We start from the raw sequence: 20,965 nt of genomic DNA on the forward strand, positions 1-20,965 counted from the left end.
TTATAATTAGCCGATCGTTCGTTCCGAGGAGGTCCGGGAATGCATGACAGACAACCTGCCCTTCACGCATCCGCCGCGGCCGGCGACGCTGGCGATACCATCGAGACCGTCGAAGCGCTGGAAGCCCTGATCGGCGCGCGCCCCGACATGGTCGACCTGAAAGTCATCGACCACCTGGACGCGCAGGCCCGGCGCTGGATCGCCGCGTCGCCGCTGGCCTTCGCCGGCTTCGGCGCCGCGGGGCAGACCGACGTCACGCTGGCCGGCGGCGCGCCGGGCTTTGCCTCGGTGCTCAGCGGCCAGCGGCTGCGCATGCCGCGCGCCCTGCTGGACGATCCGCGCCATGCGCGGCCGGGATGCGGCGTGGGCCTGCTGTTCCTGATCCCGGGGCTGGGCGAGACGCTGCGCGTCAACGGCACCGTCGAAACCGCCCCCGGCTCGCAGGTCCTCATCGCCGTCCAGGAGTGCTATGCGCATTGCGCGAAGGCGCTGTTGAGATCGGACTTCTGGCAGCCCACGACCGCCGCCGCGCCCGCGGACATGGCCAGCTTCCTGGCCGCCTGCCGCTTCATGGCGCTGGCCACGGCCGATGCCGGCCTGCGCACGGACGTCAGCCCCAAGGGCGATCCCGCCGGCCTGCTGGCGCGGGCCGATGGCGACGCCATCTGCTTCGCCGACCGCCCGGGCAACCGGCGCACCGACAGCTTCCGCAACCTGCTCGCGCGCCCGCACGCCGCCGCCGCGCTGGTCGTGCCGGGCTGCACGCAGGTCGTCATCGTGCGCGGCGACGCGCGGCTCACCGCCGACGCCCGCCTGCGGCAGGCCTTCGCCGTCCAGGACAAGACGCCGAAACTCGTGACCCGGCTGCTCCCTTCGTCCGTCACGATGTACGAAAGCATCGCGCTCGCGCGCGCCACGCCGTGGGCATCGCCGCCACCGCCTCCCGACATCGACCCCGCCGAAGTCTTCGCCGCCCACGTCAGGTTGAACAAGACCCGCGGCCTGCGCGCCGCCCTGGCCAAGGGCGCCGTCTCGATTCCGGGCCTGATGCGCAAGGGACTGAAGCAGGACTACAAGCGAAATATGTATTGACCGGATTGCGGCGCAATGCGTGGCTACGTAGAGATCCACCACTATGCGAGAGACGATCCGGAAGACGACCGCCCGCCCCGCCGGCTGTCGTCGGCCCTGACGCAACGGAATGACCGCCGCCATGCGCTTTGTTGCGAACCCGTCAGGTTTTGACGATAATTAAAAGTGATTCTTATTTATATCTATTTATACCCTTGATCTTCAGGCGTCCCAAGACAACAGGCCGACGCCACTGGAACATTCCATGCCCAGCGAGGCGGCATCATCCTCGAATCTGGAGTCCCTCTATTGCGACCATCATCGCTGGTTGCAGGGATGGCTGCGCCGGCGGCTGGGCGATTCCTTCGACGCGGCCGACCTGGCCCATGACGCCTTCCTGCGGCTGATCCAAGCGCCGCGCTACTTCGACAGCGAACGCGCGGCGCGCGCTTATCTGCGCACCACGGCCAGCAATCTGTGCGTCGACCTGTGGCGCCGCCGCCAGATCGAACAAGCCTGGCTCGAAGAGCTGGCCACCCGGCCCGAGGCCGTGGCGCCGTCCACGGAGCATCAGGCCATCGTGGTCCAGGCCTTGCTGGAAATCGACGCCATGCTGCGCAGCCTGCCGGTGAAGGCCGCCAATGCCTTCGTGATGGCGGTCGCCTGCGATATGACCGACCGCGAAGTGGCCGAACAGTTGGGCGTTTCCGAACGCATGGTGCGCAAGTACGTGGCGCAGGCCATGCTGCACTGCCTGCGGCTGGAAGCGAAGGCCACCGCGACGGAATTGCCGGGGCACGCGCCGCTGCTCGCCCCAGGCGCTGTCCGCCCGGCCTAGCCTGGCCGCGATTGCCCGGCCAGCCGCCCGCCATGAGCACAGCCGACGTACCGCTTTCATCCCAGCAGCCTGAACCTTCGCAGCAGACCTTGGAACAGGCCGCGGAATGGTTCGCGCTGCTGCGTTCCGGAAGGGCCACGGACCAAGAGCGGCTGCAATGGCAGGCATGGCTCGATAGCGCGCAGGAACATTGCAACGCATGGCGCTATGTCGAACGGATCAGCGGCCGCTTCGAGCCCGTGCAGGCCAGTCCCAACCGCGCTGCCGCCGCGGCGGGCTTCGGCGCCGCCAATACCCGCATGGCGCGCCGCCGCCAGGTGCTGCTGGGCCTGGGCGCGCTGGCCGGCGGCGGCCTGGCCGGCTGGGCAGCGTTCCGCCATACCGCCCTGCCCGGCATGATGATGGCCTGGACGGCCGACTACCGCACCGGCACGGGCGAAGTGCGCGACGTCGCCTTGCCGGACGGCACCCGGGTGTGGCTGAGCACGGCCAGCGCATTCAACAGGGACTACAGCGACAGCCTGCGCCGCCTGCGCCTGGTTGCCGGCGAAATCCTGATCCAGACCGCCGCCGACCCGGGCCGGCCCTTCGTGGTCGATACGCCCCAAGGGCGGCTGCGCGCCCTGGGCACGCGCTTCACGGTGCGGCTGGATGGCGACGCAACCATCGTCTCCGTCTTCCAGGGCGCGGTAGAGGCCCGCACGACGGATACGGGCGCCACGCGCATCGTGCAAGCCGGCCAGCAGACGCGCTTCGACCGCGAGACGGTGGCCGGCACCGAATCCGCCGATCCGGCGCGGGAAGCCTGGACGCGGGGCGTCCTGATTGCCGACAACACGCCGCTCGCCGACGTGCTGCGGGAGCTGCAACGCTACCGCGGCGGCCATCTGGGCGTGGCGCCCGAGGTGGCGCACTTGCCCGTTGTGGGCAGCTATCCCATTACCGATCCCGACCGCGCCCTGTCCATGCTGGAAGCCATCCTGCCCATCCGGGTGAAGCGCACCCTGTCGTGGTGGGTCAGCGTGGAGCCCAAGGACCGCGCTTCGCCCCGCGGCTGAAGCCGGACTGCACGACTCCCTTGCTCCGCATCCTCTTATCGCCATGCCGATCCAGGCATGGCATGGCCGTGGCCGTGTTCCGTCGCCGAGGGTTGCAATTGCAGCACGCTCGCCAGCGCCGGTTCCGCTTTTTCGTCCCTCGTTCGTTTGAACCTATGAGAGCGTCTTCCATCGTTTCCCGGCTGGCCCCGAAGCCGGCGCAGCGTATCGCCCCGGCCGGAGCAAGACTCCCGCTTGCGCGCGATGGATCGATCGTTCTCGAAGATCAACCGTGCCCGAGGAACACCGTCCGTCATGTCGCGCCACCCAGTTCGCATCGCCCGTCAAACGGCGTCCATCGCCTATTCGTCATCGTTCCGTCCTACATCGATGGCGCGCGCCGTCCAGATGGCTTTCATCGGCGGCATCCTGACGGTAGCCGCCTGGCAACCGCAAGCGCGCGCGCAGGCCGCCGCGCCTCAACCGGGCCAGGCCGCCGCCAAGACGCGCCACTACGACATTTCCGCGGGTCCGTTAAGCACCGTGCTGGCTCGCTTCGCCAGCGAATCCGGCATCCTGCTGGCCGCGGCGGGTCAATTGACGCAAGGCAAGAACAGTCCCGGCGTGCGCGGCACGCTGGATATCCAGGCCGCGCTGAATGCCCTGCTCGCGGACACGGGCCTGGAAGCCGTCCAGGATAAAGCGGGCACCTACGTTCTGCGTCCTCTTCCGGCCGACGCTACACGAGGCGCGGTGACCACCTTGCCTACCGTCTCGGTGACCGGCGCCGCGACGTCGAGCGAATTGCTCCCGGCCTATGCCGGCGGGCAGGTGGCGACGGGAGGGCAAGTGGGCATGCTGGGCGCGCGCAGCGTCATGGACACGCCGTTCAACGTCACGAACTACACGAGCAAGAGAATCGAGGACCAGCAGGCGCGCACCATCGCCGACGTCGTCGCGGACGATCCTTCCGTGCGCAGCACCGGCGTGGTCGGGCGCAATCTCGACAACTTCATGGTGAGAGGATTCTCTCTCTCGAACAGCGACATCTTCTATAACGGCCTGCCCGGCGTCCTGCCCCACGACATGGTCTCGGCCGACTACGCCGAGCGGGTGGAGATCCTGAAGGGCGCGAGCGCGCTGCTGTATGGCATCGAGAGCGACGGATCGATAGGCGGCGCGATCAACGTCGTCCCCAAGCACGCGACGGACGATCCCATTACCCGCATCACGGCAAGCTATGTCTCCAAGGCCGACTTCGGCACGCACCTGGACTATGGCCGCCGCTTCGGCGAAAACAAGGAGTGGGGCATCCGCTTCAACGGCACCATCATGGGCGGCGACACCGCCATCGACAACGGCTCCGAACACCACGGCAACGCGGTGCTGGGCGTCGATTACCGGGGCGATCGTTTCCGCTTTTCCCTGGATGGCGGCTACCAGGAAACCCGCGAGGCCGGCCAGGTCGGATTCATTTTCCCCGCGTACGGGTCCAGCTTCGACCTGCCGCGCCCGCCGAAAGGCGCGGACGCCACCTTCCCGGATTGGACGAGAGGCCGGAGCCGGGACACCTTCGGCATGGCGCGCGCAGAATATGACCTGACGGACAATTGGACCGCCTATGCCGCCGTCGGCGGACGCCACAACACAGGGTCCCGGCTCATTCCCTATGAACAGATCAACGACTCGGCGGGCTCGGTATCCGTCAATCCGGCGGCGGCGAGCTGGGCCTACGACACGTTTTCCTCGCAGGCCGGCATCAGGGGGGCCTTCGATACCGGCCCGGTCAAGCATGCCGTCTCGCTCGCGGCCAACTACGCGAACTATAGAGGCCATTTCGGCCAGACCGTCTTCCCGGCGCAGACGGGGAGCCTTTATGACCCGGACGCGATCTCGTCACCGGCCGGATACCAGTACAAGGCGCCGCTCAGCGCCGTCACGCATCACACCTCCGTCGCCTTGGCGGACACGCTGTCCATCCTGGACGGGCGCGCGCAGCTAACGCTGGGCGAACGCCACCAGCAAATCAGGACCACGAACTACAACACGACGACGGGCGCCGTTTCCGGCCGATACGACAAGGGCGTCTGGACGCCCGCGGTCGGCCTGGTCGTCAAGCCATGGGAGAACGTCTCCCTCTACGCGAATTACATCGAAGGCCTCCAGGCGGGGACCACGGTCGGGTCGACCTATGCAAACGCCGGCGAAGTCCTGCCGCCCTACGTTTCCAAGCAATACGAGACCGGAGTGAAGGTGGACTGGGGCCGGTTCACGACCACCGCCTCGGTTTTCCAGATCACGCAGCCGAGCGGATCGGTCTCTCCTACCACCAACATCTATTCCGCCAACGGCGAACAGCGCAATCGCGGCGTGGAGCTGAACGTGTTCGGCGAAGTCACGTCCGGCGTCCGTCTCCTGGGCGGCGTCGCGTTTACCGACGCCCGCCTGACGCGGACGACGTCATCGCTCACCCAGGGAAACAAGGCCGCCGGCGTGCCGGACGTGCAGGCGAACCTGAGCGGCGAGTGGGACCTGCCCTTCATTCGCGGACTGACCTTGACGGGACGCGTGGTCTACACCTCCTCGCAGTACGTCGATTCGACCAACCAGGAACAGCAGTCCATTCCCGCCTGGACCCGTTTCGATCTCGGCGCCCGCTATGTATGGGAACGGCCCGGCGGCAAGCCGATCACGTTCCGCGCCGACGTGATCAACGTGGCGAACAGGAACTATTGGGCGGCCTACACCTTCAACAGCAACCTGGTCACCGGGGCGCCCCGCACCATCATGTTGTCGGCGACGTATGAGTTCTAGGAATTCCAGGGACGGCCGATGCCGGCGCCAAGTATGATTGGGACCACGCCGCGCGCCGCGGTTTCCCTACGCCGCGTCGAGCGCCCGCCGTAGCCGGGCGCGCGGCCGCCGTGGGTATTCGCCTCCAACGCCGTCCATGACAACCTCCCCTTCCTCCAGGCACGGCCTTTTCCGTGAAATCATCCGCCTGCTGCGGCCGCTGCTGTGGGTGATGGCGCCCGCGACAGTCCTTGGAGCGGTCAGCGGACTGGCTACCGCCTGGCTGCTGGCGACGGTCAACAACGGGCTGCATGCGCCGGAAGGGTTGACGACGGGTCTGTTGCTGCGATTCGCCGGGCTTTGCGCGCTCAGCATCGGCGGCGACGCCGTCGCCGGGATCGGCAACAGCATCGTCGGCCAGAAGGTGATCGCCACGCTGCGCAAGGATATTTCCGCGCGCATCCTGCGGGCGCCGCTGGCGCTGGTCGAACAACGCCGCAATCACCGGCTGCTGACCGTGCTCACCAACGACGTGGATATGGTCAGCGCCTTCACTTTCAGTTTCTCGGGCTACGTGATCGCCCTGGCGATCACGATAGGCGGCTTTGCCTACCTGGCCCTGCTTTCGCCGGGCGTGTTCTTCGTGTCGGCGGCGGCCATCGCGATTGGCGTGGCGATCAACCTGTATTCCAAGCGCGGCTGGCTGCGCGACTACGAGGGCGTGCGCAACGCGCAGGACGACCTGCAAAAGCAGTACCGGGCGATCACCGAAGGCGCCAAGGAACTCCGGCTGAATCGCGAACGCAGCGAACAGGTGCACGCGGAATTGCTGTCCGGCGCGGCGAACCGCATCGCCGACCTGAAGATCCGCGCCATGCGGCGTTTCTGGAGCGCCAACGCCGCCAACGCGGGCCTCTTTTTCGTGGTGATCGGCATCCTGCTGGCCGCGCAACGGCCGATGGGCTTGTCCGCGACGGTGGTCAGCGGCGCGGTGCTGGTGCTGCTCTACGTCAAGGGCCCCATCGACCAGGCGGTTTCCGCCCTGCCCGCGCTCGGGCAGGCGCAGATCGCATTTCGCCGCATCGCCGCGCTGACGGCCGATTTCAGCGAACCCGACAGCGCGCCGCCAGCCGCCGGCCAAGCGGCGGACGAACCCATGCGGACGATAGAACTGCGGGCGGTGCGCTATGCCTTCCCCGCGGAAGATGGCGGAACCTCGTTCGAGCTGGGGCCGATCGACCTGACCCTGCGCGCCGGCGAGGCGCTGTTCATCGTCGGCGACAACGGTTCGGGCAAGACGACGCTGATCAAGCTGCTGCTGGGTCTCTATACGCCGACCTCGGGCGCGGTCCTCCTGAACGGCCAGCCCTTGCGGGACGCGGACCTGCAGGCCTACCGCCAACGCTTCTCGGCCGTCTTCGCCGACTATTACCTCTTCGACGATCTGCTGGCGGCCGACGCGCACCTGGTCGAACGGGCCCGCGACTATCTGCGCAAACTGGAACTGGGGCGCCGCGTGCAGATCCGCGACGGCGCCTTTACGACGACCGACCTTTCCACCGGCCAGCGCAAGCGGCTGGCCCTGGTCCACGCCTACCTGGAACAACGGCCCATCATGATGTTCGACGAATGGGCCGCCGACCAGGACCCGGCGTTTCGCCGCGTCTTCTACACCGAGCTGCTGCCCGACCTGAAGCGCCAGGGCAAGACGCTGATCGTCATTTCCCACGACGACCGCTACTTCGACGCCGCCGACCGCATCGTGCAGCTACGCGACGGCAAGATCGTCGAGACGCCGGTCGCGCAATACGCCCGGGCGTAAGCGCCACGAGCTTCCCCTCCCCGCCCTCAAAAATCGAAACTGGCGGAGAGCATGACGGTGCGCGGCGCGCCCATGTACATGGCGCCGTAGCTGGTGGCCGAGCCGGTCCAGTAGTCCTTGTTGAAGACGTTGAACACGTTCAGGCGAAACACCGTGGGCGTGCCGGATATCTTGGTAGCGTAGCGCGCGCCCAGGTCCACCCGCGTCCATGACGGCAGTTGCTGCGTGTTCGCCTGGTCCCGGTACTGCGTGCTGTTGTAGACCAGCATCGAGGTCAGCGTCAGGCCCGGCACCATCGGCAGATCCCATTCCGCGCCGATATTGGTTTGCACCCGCGGCACGTTGTTGGCGCGGTTGCCGTTGTTGACGCCGCCCGGGGTGTCGGTCAGCACGGCATCGTAATAGGTGGCCCCGCCCAGCAGGCGCACGCCGCGCGTGACGACGCCGAACATGTTCAGTTCCAGGCCGCGGTTGCGCTGTTCCCCGTTCACGCTGAATACGTTGTTGTATAGGTTGCCGCTGGGTTGCTTGATCTGGAACGCCGCCAGGGTGGCCGCGAAATCGCCGCTGTCGTACTTGACGCCGACCTCGTATTGCTTGGTCTTGTACGGCGCGAAGGCCTGGCCCGCGTTATCCGCGTTATCGGGCGCGACGGCCCCCGGGCTCAGGCCCTCGATGTAGTTCGCGTAGAACGAAACCTGCCGCCACGGGCGCACCACCAGCCCCACCATGGGCGTGAAGGCATGCTTGTCGTACAGCGAGGTGCGCTCGCCCGTCGCGGCGCTGTAGTTCTCGGTCTTCACCTGTTGGCGGCGCACGCCCAGCGTCAGTTGCACGAGGTCGTCGCGATACGCCAGGGTGTCCGCCAGCGCGATGCTGCTGAGCGTGGTGCGCGCCGTCCACGGCACGTCGCTGGGCATGGCGGAGCACGCCGGCTGCGGCACGTCGATGGGGTCGTAGATGTTCGAGATGACGGCCGACGAACAACGGCCGAAAGCGTTGCCGCTCTTGCGCAGCAGGGTGTCGCCGGCCAGGGTCAGCGTGTGGCCGATGGGGCCGGTATCGAACTTGCCGCGCAGACCCACCTGCGACGAGGTCGTATCCCAGTTGAATTTGGCCGGCGAATCGGTGGTCCGCGTGTCGCCGGCGCTGTCGAACACGGTCGGGTTGCCCATCAATGCGGTGAAGCGCCCGCGCGAATGGCCGATGGCCGCGAAACCGGTGATCGCATCGCTGAAATCGTATTCGGCCCGGCCGGCGACCACCGTGTTGCGGGTGGTGAAGTATTCCCACGATTGGCCCGGGTTGCGGCGCGCGTCGGGCGCGCTGGGAATGTCGAGCCCGGGCGACACCACCAGCCCGCGGGTATTGCCGCTGGTGTGCTGTTCCTGGCTGATCAGGTCGCCCGACAAGCGCAGGCGTTCGCCGCGATAGTCCAGCGCGACGGAGCCCAGGGTGGAACGGGTGTCCTGGTTGTCGACGCCGGTGCCGCCCTCGCGATGGGACGCATTCACCCGGATGCCGAATTTGTTGTCCGCGCCGAAGCGCCGGCCGATGTCCACGGCGCCGCCGTACCGAGACGTCATGCCGTAGTTGGCGGTCAGGCGCGTCAGGGGATCGTCTTCCGCGCGCTTGGACACGAGGTTGACGCTGCCGCCCACCGAGCCGGTGGGCGCCATGCCGTTCAACAGGGCGGACGGCCCCTTCAACACCTCGACGCGCTCGATGTAGTCGGTGGACGATTTGTAGATGGGCGCGATGCCCGCCAGGCCGTTCAGCGAGGTATCGGTCGCATCCAGGGGAAAGCCGCGGATGGCAAAGGTCTCGCTCTCGCCGCCGCGTTCGCCGCCGGACGCGCGCACGGACGGATCGTTGATCAGCACGTCCGCCACGCTGGAGGCCTGCTGGTCGCGAATCAACTGGCTGGTATAGCTGGTGTAGTTGAACGGCGTTTCCATGAAATCCATCTTGCCCAGCAGGCCCACCGAGCCGCCGGTCGCCACCTGTCCGCCCTCGTAGGCCGGCGGCAGCGCGTTCCCGACGCCCTGCCCCGTCACGTTGACCTGGGGCAACTGGGTGACCGGGCCGGCGGCGGGCCGCGACAGCGTGATGCTGTTGCCCTGGCGCGAGACCGCGATGCCCGTGCCTTGCAGCAGGCGGGCGAGCGCCTGGTCGGGCGTCATGGTGCCCGACACGGCGGGTGCGTTGATGCCCTGCACGGTCTCCGGCGTGTAGAAGAACTGGAGGGAAGTCTGGCGCCCCAGTTCGATCAAGGCGCTGCTCAAGGGCTGGGCCGCGATGTTCAAGGCGGTGGGCGCCTGCTGCGCCCGCGCGCCCGCGCCGCAGAACGCCGTGGCGATCAACAGGGCGGCAAGAGCGGGCCGCAGGGCGGTGCGCGCGCGGTCCGAGGCCGCGGTGACGATGACGAGTTTCACTATCCGGTTTCCCATCCATACGCGGCGCTGGCTGCGCCGGCTTCTCTGGATGGGTGACGCCTGGGCGCAAGCATTTCCTGAACAAGAATCAATGTTATTTTGTAAATATATTTATCCGCCGAAATCGCCGCCCGACGGCGGGTCCCGGGAATGGAAAGATATTTGGAAGAATGAGAACTATTAGTGATAATGGCGCCTTTCACGTGCCACCGGCCCCCCTTTCATGACCCGTTCCCCGCCAGCCTCGCCCAAGGATTGGCTCGCCCACTACAGTTGGCTGTGGGGCGCCGGCCGTCCGCGCGCCGTCCGGCGCGAGGACGCGGAGGACGCCATGCAGGACATCGCGGTCAACATGCTGGAGAAAGGCGCGGGCGCCATCGAGGAACCGCGCGCCTATCTGCTGCGCAGCGTCTACAACCGCATCGTCAGCCTGCATCGGGCCAGGACCCTGCGCGCCGCCGCGCCGCTGCACGAATTGCCGGACGAGCACTGTCCGCTGGCCGACAGCGCAGAAGACAGCTACGCGGCAAGCCGCCTGGCCGACGACCTGGTGGCGGCGCTGGGCGAACTGCCGGTCGCCTGCCAGGAGGCCTTCAAGCTGCATCGGCTGGAAGGCTGGCCTCACGAACGCATTGCCGCCCACCTCGGGGTGTCGCGCAATATGGTCGAGCGGCATATCATGCGAGCCATGCGCCAGTTGCAAGATAAGTTACACAATCATGGCCTCTGACCGTTCAGGTTTCCGTGCGTCCCGCGCGTCTCTGGAGTGAGTGGACGCAAAACCGCCAACGGCCAACCGCAATGAACGATCCGATCGATTCCGAACAGTTAAGCGATACGCGCGACCAGGCCGCCTATTGGTTCATGCGCCAGCAATCGGGCAGCATGACGGAGGACGAGCGCCAGGCCTGCGCGGCATGGCGGCGCGCGGACCCGGACCATGAACGGCAGTTCCGCCTGGCCATGGCCTTGTGGGACGCGGCGGGCAAGGTGCCGGCCGAACGGATGCGCGCGCTGGGGTATCCCGCGGGCGACCGGACCCGGGGCACGGATCAAGCCAAGCGCGATCCGGCAACGCCCGCCCGCAACGCCGCGCCCGTCATTTCGGCGGGCCGCCGCCGCTTCGCGTATGGCATCGGCGCCGCATTCGGCGTCGCCGCGGCGGCCGCCACCGGGCTGCACCTGTTGCGCGATGCGCCCCAATACCAGATGACCTTCGCCACCCGGCGCGGCGAGCGCCGCAGCGAGGAACTGCCCGACGGCTCGCGCCTGGACGTGAACGGCGACACCACGGCGCGGGTGCGCTTCTATCCCGATCGCCGGACCGTCGAGCTCCAGGCCGGCGAGATCCTGTGCCGGGTGGCGCCGGACCCCGCGCGGCCGTTCACCGTGGACACGGATACGGGCCTGGTTCGCGCCGTCGGCACCTGTTTCGACGTGCGCTACGAGGACGGCAGCGCGCGGGTGGCCGTGGCCGAAGGCGAGGTCGAGGTTCGCAGCGGCCCCTGGTGGCGCCACCGCAGCACGCGCCTGACGGCGGGCTATGAGGCGCGCCTGGACGAGGACGGCGAACCTTCGGTGCGCGGCGGCGTGGACGTCGCCGCCCGGACCGCGTGGCGCGACGGCCGCATCGTGTTCAACGCGACGCGCCTGGCGGATGCGATGGACGAACTGAATCGCTATCTGGCCGTGCCGGTCCGCGTGCCCGACTCGCGGGTGAGGGGCCTGCGCATTTCCGGCATTTTCCGCATCGACGAGCCGGGCGCGCTGCTGGCCGCCCTGCCCCGCATCATTCCCGTGCAGGTGCTGGCGCGCGCCGACGGCGGCAGCGAGATCGTGTCGCGATGACGGCAAGCCCGGACAGTCATGCCGCCAACCGTGCCGGCACGGCCATGGCGACACGCCATTTCGCGCGCTGGTACCGCATACACCGCTGGACCAGCCTGATCTGTACCCTGTCGCTGCTGCTGCTTTGCGTGACCGGCATGCCCTTGATCCTGAAGGACGAGATCGGCGACTGGACGGGCACGACCGTCGAGCCGCCGGACCTGCCCGGCGTGACCGGCCGGGCCAGCATCGACGGGATGATCGCCGACGCCCAGGCGCGGCGTCCCCACGACGCGGTCCGCTTCGTGTCGCAGAGCGACGATTCGCCGGCCTGGTACGTTTCCCTGGGCAAGACGGCCGACGCCATGGAGGCCACGGCCGTCTATAAATACGACGCCCGCACCGGCGAGATGATCCACGACATTCCGCAGAACAGCGGCTTCATGTCCATCGTCCGGCGCCTGCACGTGGATCTGTTCACCGGACTGCCGGGCACGCTCTTCATCGGCCTGATGGGCCTGCTGTTCGTGGCGTCGATGGTTTCGGGCATCGTGGTGTACGGGGTCTTCATGCGCGGGCTGCCGTTCGGCACCGTGCGCAAGGCGCGCGCGGCGCGCGTGAAATGGCTGGACCTGCACAACCTGCTCGGCATCGCGGCCGCGAGCTGGCTGCTGGTCGTCGGCGTTACCGGCGCCATCAACACGCTGGCCCTGCCGATGCTGTCGCATTGGCAATCGACCGAGCTGCCGGCCATGATGGGCCAGTTCCGCGGCGCGCCGCCCCTTACCGCCTTGGGTTCGGCCCAGCAGGCGATCGACACCGCGCGCGGCGCCGCGCCGGGCATGGAAGTCTCCTTCGTCGGATTTCCCGCCAGCCGCTTTTCGACGACGCGCCACTACATGGTGTTCATGCGCGGCGACTCCCCGCTGACATCGAGGCTGCTGGAGCCCGTCATGGTGGATGCGGGCTCGGGGCGACTGGTCGCGGCGCGGCCGCTGCCGTGGTACCTGACCACCATCCTGGTGTCCCAGCCGCTCCATTTCGGCGACTACGGCGGCATGCCGATGAAAATACTCTGGCTGATCTTCGACCTGGTCGCCATCGTGGTCCTGGTGAGCGGGTTGGCGCTCTGGTGGGCCAGGCGCGACGCCGTGTGGACGCGGCGGCAGAAACTGGCGCGGACGGCCGAACGGCTTTAAGGTTCCAACTGCCGGTTCCGTCTGCCGGTTCCAACCGCCGTTTCATCCGCCGCCCGGCCACACGCCAAGCCGGCGGCCGGAGAAGTCCACAGCACGGATAGTCCATGACCATGTCTCCAGGCTCGACCGCATCCCTTCCCGCCGAAACGCCCGCGAACGAATGCCCCTTGTCGGACGACGACTTGCAGCTATTGCGCCGTTATCGCCGCGGCAGCCCCTTCCAGGCCGTGTTCGGCACCTATCTGTTCCTGGCATTCCTCGGCAGCGGCGTGGCGATGCTGGTCATCGCGTTCGACCCCGGCAGCTACCGCAAGGCGGGACTACTGCTGCCGCTGATGGCCGCCGTCCTGCTGGGCCTGGCCATCTTCACGGGCATGCGCCTGGCGCGGATGCCGCGCAGTTGGCTGCGCGTCAATCGCGCGCTGGCGGGCGGCATACCCAAGCAGCTCGTCAGCGGCACGCTGCAAGAGATCGCGCCGGGCGCCAGGCCGGGCATCCGCTACGTCCTGGATACGAAACAGGTCGACGTGGCGCTGCCCTACTGGAACGAGATCATGACCGATACCAACCTGGGCATGCGCGCACAGTCGGCCCACGCCGTCACCGGCGGCAAGGTGACCCTGCACTTGCTGCCGCTGCTACCCGGCCATCAGCCCCTGCTGCTGCGCGCCGAGTACCACGACAGCCAGCCCGTCCGCGTCGCCACGGCGCCGCTGAGCGAACAGGATCACGAGACCTTCAGGAAATCGGCCTCGTTCGTGCGGGTGTTCGTCTGGAGCCTGGCGGGCATCTTCGTCATCGTGGGACTCGCCATGCCGCCCCTGCTGCTGGTGGCGGCCATTCTGGTGCTGATCGGCTTTATTCCGGCGCCGAACAGCCGGGCGATGAAGCAAGCCACCCACAAACGCACCGTCAGCGGCGTCGTGGACGAAGCGCTGACGTTTCGCCTTCTACAAGGCGCCGCCGGCACGCGCGGCTCCTCGGTCAGCATGGCCACCAAATACAGCTACCGGGTCGGCGGCACGCTCTACCAGGTTTCGGACGGGGACATCCAGGCCGAACCCGGGCAGCGCGTCACGCTGGAACTGCTGGACGGCGGCGCGTCCGGCCTGACGCCGCTGTCCTTCCGCATCGACGCCCCGCATTGATTCCGCGGGGGCCGACGCCGGCCCGCCCTAGTGCAGCAGATGCGGCAGCCACAGGGACACCGCCGGCACGTAGGTCACCAGCAGCAGGAAGCCTATCATCGCGATCAGCCAGGGCGCGACCGCCACGGTCAGCTCGGTGATCCCCATGCGCGTGATGCCGCTGGCCACGTACAGGTTCAGCCCCACCGGCGGGTGGCACATCCCCACTTCCATGTTGACGACGATCAGCACGCCGAAATGGATGGGATCGATGCCCAGCTTCTGCGCGACGGGGAACAGGATGGGCGCCATGATCAACACGATCGAGGACGGCTCCATCACGTTGCCCGCCAGCAGCAGCAACACGTTGACCACCAGCAGGAAGGAGATCGGCCCCAGGCCCTGCGCCAGCATCCACGCCGCCATCTGCTGCGGGATGTTCTCCGAGGTCATCAGGAAGGAGAACAGCACGGCGTTGGTGATGATGTACAGCAGCATGGCGCTCATGCTGGCCGAGTCCAGCAGCACGCGCGGGATGTTGCGCAGCCGCATGTCCCCGTACACGCAGGTGGATACGAAGAAGGCATACACCGCGCTCATCGCAGCGGCTTCCGTCGGCGTGAAAATGCCCGCGTAGATGCCGCCCATCACCACCACGATCAGCAGCAGGCCCCACACGCTCTCCCAATAGGTGGTCCAGACGCGCTGGGCCTCGTAGCGCAGCAGGCGAGGATGCCGGAAGCGGCGGCCGATACGATAGGCGGTGTAGAGCCAGACCAGCGAGATGACGACCGCGAACAGCCCGATGCCTTGCGCGACATCCGGCGCCGCCGCGCGCAGCACGCCGTACAGCGCCAGGCAGATCAGGGCCGGCGGCACGATGGTGAATGCCAGGCACATCAGCAGGCCCCACAGGGCGTTGCCGGTCGCCTGCAGCGAGGTGTGCTCCGGGAATTCCTGGTGGCGCGGATAGTTGTTGCGCCGCGCGATGAACCACGTCACGCCGCCCAGCAGGATCGCCAGCAGGATGCCCGGCACCACGCCGGCCATGAACAGGTCGCCCACGGAGGTGTTGGTCGACACCGAATACAGCACCATCACGATGGACGGCGGAATCAGGATGCCCAGCGAGCCGGAGGTGGTGATGATGCCGGCGCCGAAACGGGCCGGAAATCCCTGCTTCACCATGGCCGGCAGGATGATGGAGCCGATTGCCATGACGGTCGCCGGGCTGGAGCCCGAGATCGCGGCGAACATCGCGCAGGCCAGCACCCCGGCGATGCCCAGCCCGCCGTTCATGTGGCCGACGATGCTGCTGGCGAAATCGATCATGCGCCGCGCCACCCCGCCGTGCGTCAGGAAGGCGCCGGCCAGGATGAAGAACGGGATCGCCATGATCTCGAAGTTCTCGATGCCGGTGAACAGCTTCAGCGCCACCGAGTCGAGCGGCACGTCGGTCATCGTGAACAGATAGGTCAGCACCGTCAGGCCGAGGGCGATCGAGACCGGCATGCCGGTCAGCAGCAGCAGCACCAGCAGGCAGAAAATGAAGGCCGCCTTGCCGAAGGCCAGGATGGCGCCGGCCAGCACCAGCGCCAGTATCAGCATGAACAGCCGGGTATTGCGCGGGTTGCCCTGCGCGGGCAGGGCGATGGGGGAAGTCTGGCTCACGGGCGTGCTCCCGGCGCGAGGATATCGGGGGAATCGGTGAACCCGGCGACCTCCAGGCCCTCCACTTGCGAATGGTCGTGCTTGGGCAGTTCATGGGTGCGCAGGAAGCGGTAGCACACCTGGAGGAAGCGGAAGCACATCAGGTAGGAGCCCAAGGGCACGCAGAGGAAGATGATCCAGCGCGGCCATTCGAGGTCCGGCGACACCGAGTCCGTATGCGACAACGCCCAGACGAAGCGCGCGCCCAGGGTGCCGACCACGCCGGTGAAGAGCGCGCCCGCCAGCAGGCTCAGCACGATGCAGATCGTGCGGGACTTGGGCTCCAGGCGATTGACCAGCACGTCCACGCCCACGTGGATGCCGCTGCGCACGCCATAGGCGGCGCCGAACTTGGCCATCCACACGAACATATAGATGCACAGCTCCTGCGCCCAACTGACGTCCATCGACAGCAGCCAGTCCTGCAGGTAGGGAATCGGTACGCCGGAGGCGTAGCGGTGGAGAACGGCCAGGAAGATGACCAGCGTAGCGCCGGCGATCAGGAAGCTGATCAGCCATTCTTCCAGGTGGTCGAGTAATTTCATCATCGACGTAATCCCGGGACGGCGTGCCGACACGCGAGGCGCCGCCCAAAACGATAAAGTGCCGGCGTCGGCCGGCCTTGCGAAGCGGCGTCGCGGCGCATGCGGCGCCGCGACGCGCGATGGCCGGTTACAGGGGCTTGCCCGTGGCCTGGTAGACCTGCTGGATCAGGTCCTTGCCGATGCGGCCTTCCTGCTGGCGGTGCACCTTGGCCAGGGCCTTGCGCCAGTCGGACTTCTGTTCCGGCGTGAGCTCGATGATCTCGGTGGTGTGCGCGTCCTTGATCTTCTGCAACGCCTCGTCGTTTTCCTTCTTGGCGATGTCGTTGCCGTAGACCGTGGCGTCGTGCATGGCGCCTTCCAGCGTCGTGCGGATGTCGGCGGGCAGGCCGTCCCAGAACTTCTTGTTGGCGATCACGGCATAGCCGATGTAGCCGTGATTGGACAGCGTGAGGTACTTCTGCACCTCGTGCATGCGCTGCGTGTAGACGTTGGAGGGCGTGTTTTCCGAACCGTCCACCACGCCCGTCTGCATGGCCTGGTAGACCTCGGAGAAGGCCATCACCTGGGGAATCGCGCCGAGGGCGCGGAATTGCGCGTCGAGCACCTTGGAGGACTGGATGCGCATCTTGTGGCCGCGGAAATCGGCGGGCTCGCGCAGCGGCTTGTTGTCGGTCATGACCTTGAAGCCGTTGTCCCAGAACGCCAGGCCGACGATGCCCTTGGATTCCAGCTTGCCCATCAGCGACTTGCCGACCGGGCCTTCGGTGACCTTGTGCAAATCGTCGTAGTTATCGAAGATATAGGGCAGGTCGAAGACTTCGAATTCCTTCAGGCCCAGCGGACCGAACTTCGCCAGCGAGGGCGCGAGCATCTGGACCGAGCCGAGCTGCAAGGCTTCGAGTTCTTCCTTGTCCTTGTACAACTGGCTATTAGGGTAAACCTCTACCTTGACCTTGCCGTGGGTGCGTTCCTCGGCCAGCTTCTTGAAGTATTCGGCGGCCTTGCCCTTGGGCGTGTCGGTCGCCACGACGTGGCTGAACTTGATGACGATGGGCTCGTCCGCCCTGGCGGCGCCTCCCATACCCACGGTTGACAGGCACAGCGCAGCGATCAAATATCGCATTTTCATGGATTTTCTCCTCCGGGTTATTTTTCTGCGGGCGCTCAGGCCCCTTGTTGGAGTCGGATTATGTCGGGGCCGCCGAAACCGGACAATACGTATTCCCCACATTTTTCGGGATGGCGGGGCGCGGCGGCGGCGCAATGGCGCGTCGGTTTGCCCCTGGCGGTCATCCTGCTCATCGCCGCCGGCGCCATCGCCGCGCTGCTGGTGTCGCGCGGCATCGAACACGAGCGCCGCAACGAGCAGATGATCTCGGACACGCTGTGGGCCGAGCAATCGCTCGATTTCGAGACCAATCGCCTGGTCGAATCCATGCAGGTCCTGTACCGGGACGTGGAGCTGGACGAGGGACGCAACCCCGGCATCTTCGCGCGGCGCGCGGCCGAGCTCCAGCAGCGCAGCCCGGAAATGCGGTTGCTGTGCCGGCTGCCGCGCGGCGGTGCGCCGCAGCAATGCTTTCCGCAACAGCCGCCCGCGGGCCTGGAGACGGCGGCGCCGTGGGCGGACGTGGCCGACCGCGCCTTGCGCCTGAAGCATCCCTCGGCGGAATTCTGGCGCGGCGCCACGGAGCGCGGCATGGTGCTGCTGGCCGTGCCGGTCTACGACGGCGCGCTGGTGGCGCTGGTGTCCCTGCCCCAACTGCTCAACGACACCTTGCCGTGGTGGTTCGCGCACGACAACGAGGTCACGCTGACCGACCTCGACGGCAACGTCCTGGCCGTGCGCGACCCCGGCGTCAAGGGACGCGGCGTGTACCAGCACCACATGGAAACCGCGATCGCGGGCCAGGCCTTCTTCCTGAACGCCAACAGCACCCGGGACGTGCCGCGCGTCGTGCCCAACCTGATGGCGGGCGCGGTCATCGCGTTGGCGCTCCTGCTGGCCTGGTCGGTGTGGATGCTGGGCCAGGACCTGAAGCGCCGCACGGCGGCGGAGCGGGCGCTGCGCGAACAACAGGCCTTCCGGCAGGCGATGGAGAATTCGCTGATGTCCGGCCTGCGGGCGCGCGACCTGGACGGCGTGATCACCTACGTCAACCCCGCCTTCTGCGACATGGTGGGCTATACCGAGTCCGAACTCATCGGCTGTGTCCCGCCCATGCCGTATTGGGCCCCGGAAAATACGGAGCAATCCCTGCGGCGCCATGAACAACTGCTGGCGCGCACCCTGCGCTCCGATCCGTTCGAGTCCGTCTACCTGCGCCGCGACGGCACGCGGCTGTCGGTGCTGGTCAGCGAGGCGCCGCTGCTGGACGGCAACGGCAGGCAGACCGGCTGGATGGCGTCCATCATGGACATCACCGAACAGAAGAAGGCCGAGGACTTCCGCCGCCGGCACGACGAACGCATCAATCACCGCTCCCGCCTGATGACCCTGGGCGAGATGGCGTCCGCGCTGGCGCACGAGCTGAACCAGCCCCTGGCGGCGATCAACAGCTACTGCTCGGCGGCCGACAACCTGCTGCGCCATGCCGACCGGGACGCGGCCGCCTCCCGCGACGTGCACGGCGATATCGTGGCCATGGTCTCCAAGGCCCGTGCCCAGGCCGAGCGCGCCGGGCACATCATCAGCCGCGTCCATAGTTTCGTGCGCAAGGCCGAGCTGACGCTGGCCCCGGTCTCGCTGGGCGAAGTCATCAACGGCCTGCTGCCGCTGATCCGCCTGCAGACCACGCGCGCCGGCGAGTCGATACAGGTGCAGGTGCCGGCGGGGCTGCCGCGGGCCCTGGTCGACCGGGTGCTGCTCGAACAGGTCATCCTCAACCTGACGCGCAATGCGTTCGAGGCGATGGAGGGCCTGGCGCCGGCGGCGCGCCGCATCCTGATTTCGGTGCAGGAAATGAACCGGGACGGCCGCGGCCCCTTGCGCGTGTCGGTGCGGGATTGGGGCCACGGCCTGGCCGGCGACCTGGAGCAGGCGCTGGAGTCGCCATTTTTCACCACCAAGCCGGAGGGCATGGGTATGGGATTGTCGGTGTGCCGTTCGGCGCTGGAATTGATGCGCTCGCACTTGCGCTACGAAGCGGCCGACGTCGGCGCCCGCTTCTATTTCGACCTGCCGGCCGCCGTCGGCGCGGACGCGCTGCAGGAGTCCGAATGAGCCGCGAAGCCAATATCCATCTGGTCGACGACGACGAAGTGGTGCGCGACGCGCTGGAGGCCTTGTTCCGCTCGCGCGGGCTGGCGCTGCGGACGTACGCCAACGCGGACCAGTTCCTGCGCGCCTGGCGCGACGAGGGACTGGCCGCCACGCCGTCCTGCCTGCTGCTGGACGTGCGCATGCCGGGCATGAGCGGCCTGGAGCTCTTCGAACAGTTGAAGGCCTGCGGCCTGGCGCCGCGGCATGCGGTGATTTTCCTGACCGGCCATGGCGATATCCCCATGGCGGTCGAGGCGCTGCGGGGCGGCGCCTACTATTTCTTCGAAAAGCCCCACTCGGGCAACCAGCTCGTCGACCGGGTGGAGGAAAGCCTGGAGCACGTCTGCCGCGTGGCCGAAAGCGCGGCGCGCGGGCCCGGCGCGGTGCTGGAGACGCTGAGCCCGCGCGAACGGGAAATCGCCCAGCAGATCGTGGAAGACCGCACCAACCGGCAGATCGCCGACGCGCTGTGCATCAGCGTGCGCACGGTGGAAGTCCACCGCGCGCGGATCTTCGCCAAGCTGGAGGTCAAGAGCGCGGTGGGGCTGGCGCAACTGCTGGCGAACTGAGGGGCTGCGCTATTCGGGCCGGCGCACCGCGCGGATCTTGCCCGAATCGCCGCCGCCGCAATAGAACAGGCCGGCGCCGTCGGATTCGAGGCCGGAGACGCTGACGCCCTCGGGCATGTCCAGGCTGGCCTGCACCGCGCCGGTCTGGGGGTCGATGCGCCGTATCTCGCTATGGCCGTCCTCCCAGGTGCCGTGCCACAGTTGCCCGTCGACCCAGCTCACGCCCGTGACGTGGCGATCGCAGGCGAGCGTGCGCAGGACCCTGCCGTCGGCGGGATCGACCTGGAGGATGCGGCGTTTCTGGTACTGGCCGACCCACAGCATGCCGTCGGCCCACGCCATGCCCGAGGCGGCGCCGTCGGGCGTGGGTATCGTGCCCAGGATCTTCCCGGATTCCGGATCCACCTTGCGGATGTGTTCGCCGGCGATCTGGTAGAGGCAGCGGCCGTCGAAGGCCATGCCCGCGGAGGCCGGCACGTCCAGCTTGCGCACGGCCTGCCCGCTGGCGGGATCGAGGGCATGCAGGTGTTCGCCCGACGCGAACCAGACATGGCGGCCGTCATAGGTCAGGCCGTGCACGGCGGTGACGCCCGGCAGGGGGCCGTATTCACGGACAATTTCAGCGTTGGATCGTTTCATCGTCTCGTTCCTCGATGGTATGCCTGACAACGGAAGCAGGTGGGACGCGGGGCGCTCGTGCGTCGGCTCTTGCGTCGGCGCGGGAGCGACC

16 protein-coding genes are annotated in these 20,965 nt (G+C 67.5%); 11 read left to right on the forward strand and 5 right to left on the reverse strand.

The features are described 5' to 3' along the window. The first annotated feature begins 39 nt into the window (after nucleotides 1-39). From CAL29_RS23995 to CAL29_RS24015, 5 genes are all read left to right on the forward strand, one after another. Complete coding sequence (locus tag CAL29_RS23995; protein ID WP_094855455.1) at nucleotides 40-1,092, forward strand: pyridoxamine 5'-phosphate oxidase family protein; 1,053 nt, start codon at nucleotides 40-42, stop codon at nucleotides 1,090-1,092. Nucleotides 1,093-1,336: 244 nt separating this feature from the next. After that, nucleotides 1,337-1,909 carry a sigma-70 family RNA polymerase sigma factor gene (locus tag CAL29_RS24000; protein WP_094855456.1) on the forward strand — a complete coding sequence of 191 codons (573 nt, stop codon included), beginning with the start codon at nucleotides 1,337-1,339 and terminating at the stop codon, nucleotides 1,907-1,909. Between the two features lie 32 nt (nucleotides 1,910-1,941). Continuing rightward, nucleotides 1,942-2,967, forward strand: coding sequence for a FecR family protein (locus CAL29_RS24005; RefSeq protein WP_094856877.1), 1,026 nt, complete (start codon nucleotides 1,942-1,944; stop codon nucleotides 2,965-2,967). A 294-nt stretch (nucleotides 2,968-3,261) separates the two neighbouring features. Next, a complete protein-coding gene (locus CAL29_RS24010; RefSeq protein WP_179284160.1) occupies nucleotides 3,262-5,760 on the forward strand; it encodes a TonB-dependent receptor in 2,499 nt (832 codons plus the stop codon). A 136-nt stretch (nucleotides 5,761-5,896) separates the two neighbouring features. Continuing rightward, on the forward strand, nucleotides 5,897-7,561 hold the full coding sequence (locus CAL29_RS24015; RefSeq protein ID WP_094855458.1) for a cyclic peptide export ABC transporter: 1,665 nt from the start codon (nucleotides 5,897-5,899) through the stop codon (nucleotides 7,559-7,561). A gap of 26 nt (nucleotides 7,562-7,587) precedes the next feature. On the opposite strand, the gene CAL29_RS24020 is transcribed toward CAL29_RS24015, so the two are convergent. Next, complete coding sequence (locus CAL29_RS24020; RefSeq protein WP_179284161.1) at nucleotides 7,588-9,996, reverse strand: TonB-dependent receptor; 2,409 nt, start codon at nucleotides 9,994-9,996, stop codon at nucleotides 7,588-7,590. 223 nt (nucleotides 9,997-10,219) lie between these two features. Here CAL29_RS24020 and CAL29_RS24025 point away from each other — a divergent pair, with 223 nt between their 5' ends. The 4 genes from CAL29_RS24025 to CAL29_RS24040 all read left to right on the forward strand — a co-directional run bounded on the left by CAL29_RS24025 (nucleotide 10,220) and on the right by CAL29_RS24040 (nucleotide 14,170). Continuing rightward, entirely contained in the window at nucleotides 10,220-10,726 is a 507-nt protein-coding gene (locus CAL29_RS24025) for an RNA polymerase sigma factor (RefSeq protein WP_094855460.1), read from the forward strand. Nucleotides 10,727-10,797: 71 nt separating this feature from the next. Next, nucleotides 10,798-11,844 carry a FecR family protein gene (locus CAL29_RS24030; RefSeq protein WP_094855461.1) on the forward strand — a complete coding sequence of 349 codons (1,047 nt, stop codon included), beginning with the start codon at nucleotides 10,798-10,800 and terminating at the stop codon, nucleotides 11,842-11,844. A 44-nt stretch (nucleotides 11,845-11,888) separates the two neighbouring features. Beyond that, nucleotides 11,889-13,022, forward strand: a complete 1,134-nt coding sequence (locus tag CAL29_RS24035) for a PepSY-associated TM helix domain-containing protein (RefSeq protein WP_094855462.1) — start codon at nucleotides 11,889-11,891, stop codon at nucleotides 13,020-13,022. Between the two features lie 104 nt (nucleotides 13,023-13,126). Beyond that, nucleotides 13,127-14,170: a hypothetical protein gene (locus CAL29_RS24040; protein WP_143277736.1), complete on the forward strand. Its 1,044-nt coding sequence runs from the start codon at nucleotides 13,127-13,129 to the stop codon at nucleotides 14,168-14,170. Between the two features lie 27 nt (nucleotides 14,171-14,197). Here CAL29_RS24040 and CAL29_RS24045 read toward each other — a convergent pair whose 3' ends face one another. From CAL29_RS24045 to CAL29_RS24055, 3 genes are all read right to left on the reverse strand, one after another. Beyond that, complete coding sequence (locus CAL29_RS24045; RefSeq protein ID WP_094856878.1) at nucleotides 14,198-15,757, reverse strand: TRAP transporter large permease; 1,560 nt, start codon at nucleotides 15,755-15,757, stop codon at nucleotides 14,198-14,200. A 59-nt stretch (nucleotides 15,758-15,816) separates the two neighbouring features. Further along, nucleotides 15,817-16,404, reverse strand: a complete 588-nt coding sequence (locus tag CAL29_RS24050) for a TRAP transporter small permease (protein WP_094856879.1) — start codon at nucleotides 16,402-16,404, stop codon at nucleotides 15,817-15,819. 127 nt (nucleotides 16,405-16,531) lie between these two features. Further along, on the reverse strand, nucleotides 16,532-17,533 hold the full coding sequence (locus CAL29_RS24055; protein ID WP_094855464.1) for a TRAP transporter substrate-binding protein: 1,002 nt from the start codon (nucleotides 17,531-17,533) through the stop codon (nucleotides 16,532-16,534). A gap of 147 nt (nucleotides 17,534-17,680) precedes the next feature. On the opposite strand from CAL29_RS24055, the gene CAL29_RS24060 reads away from it, so the two are divergent. Next, entirely contained in the window at nucleotides 17,681-19,627 is a 1,947-nt protein-coding gene (locus tag CAL29_RS24060; protein WP_256977701.1) for a sensor histidine kinase, read from the forward strand. Beyond that, nucleotides 19,624-20,235 (forward strand): response regulator transcription factor, encoded by a 612-nt coding sequence (locus tag CAL29_RS24065; RefSeq protein WP_094855466.1) that lies wholly within the window; start codon nucleotides 19,624-19,626, stop codon nucleotides 20,233-20,235. Before CAL29_RS24060 ends, CAL29_RS24065 begins: the two co-directional genes overlap by 4 nt. A gap of 9 nt (nucleotides 20,236-20,244) precedes the next feature. Here CAL29_RS24065 and CAL29_RS24070 read toward each other — a convergent pair whose 3' ends face one another. After that, nucleotides 20,245-20,874 (reverse strand): Vgb family protein, encoded by a 630-nt coding sequence (locus tag CAL29_RS24070; protein WP_094855467.1) that lies wholly within the window; start codon nucleotides 20,872-20,874, stop codon nucleotides 20,245-20,247. Nucleotides 20,875-20,965: the final 91 nt, after the last annotated feature.

This window comes from Bordetella genomosp. 10, from assembly GCF_002261225.1.
In the GTDB taxonomy this organism is placed as follows: Bacteria; Pseudomonadota; Gammaproteobacteria; order Burkholderiales; family Burkholderiaceae_B; genus Bordetella_C.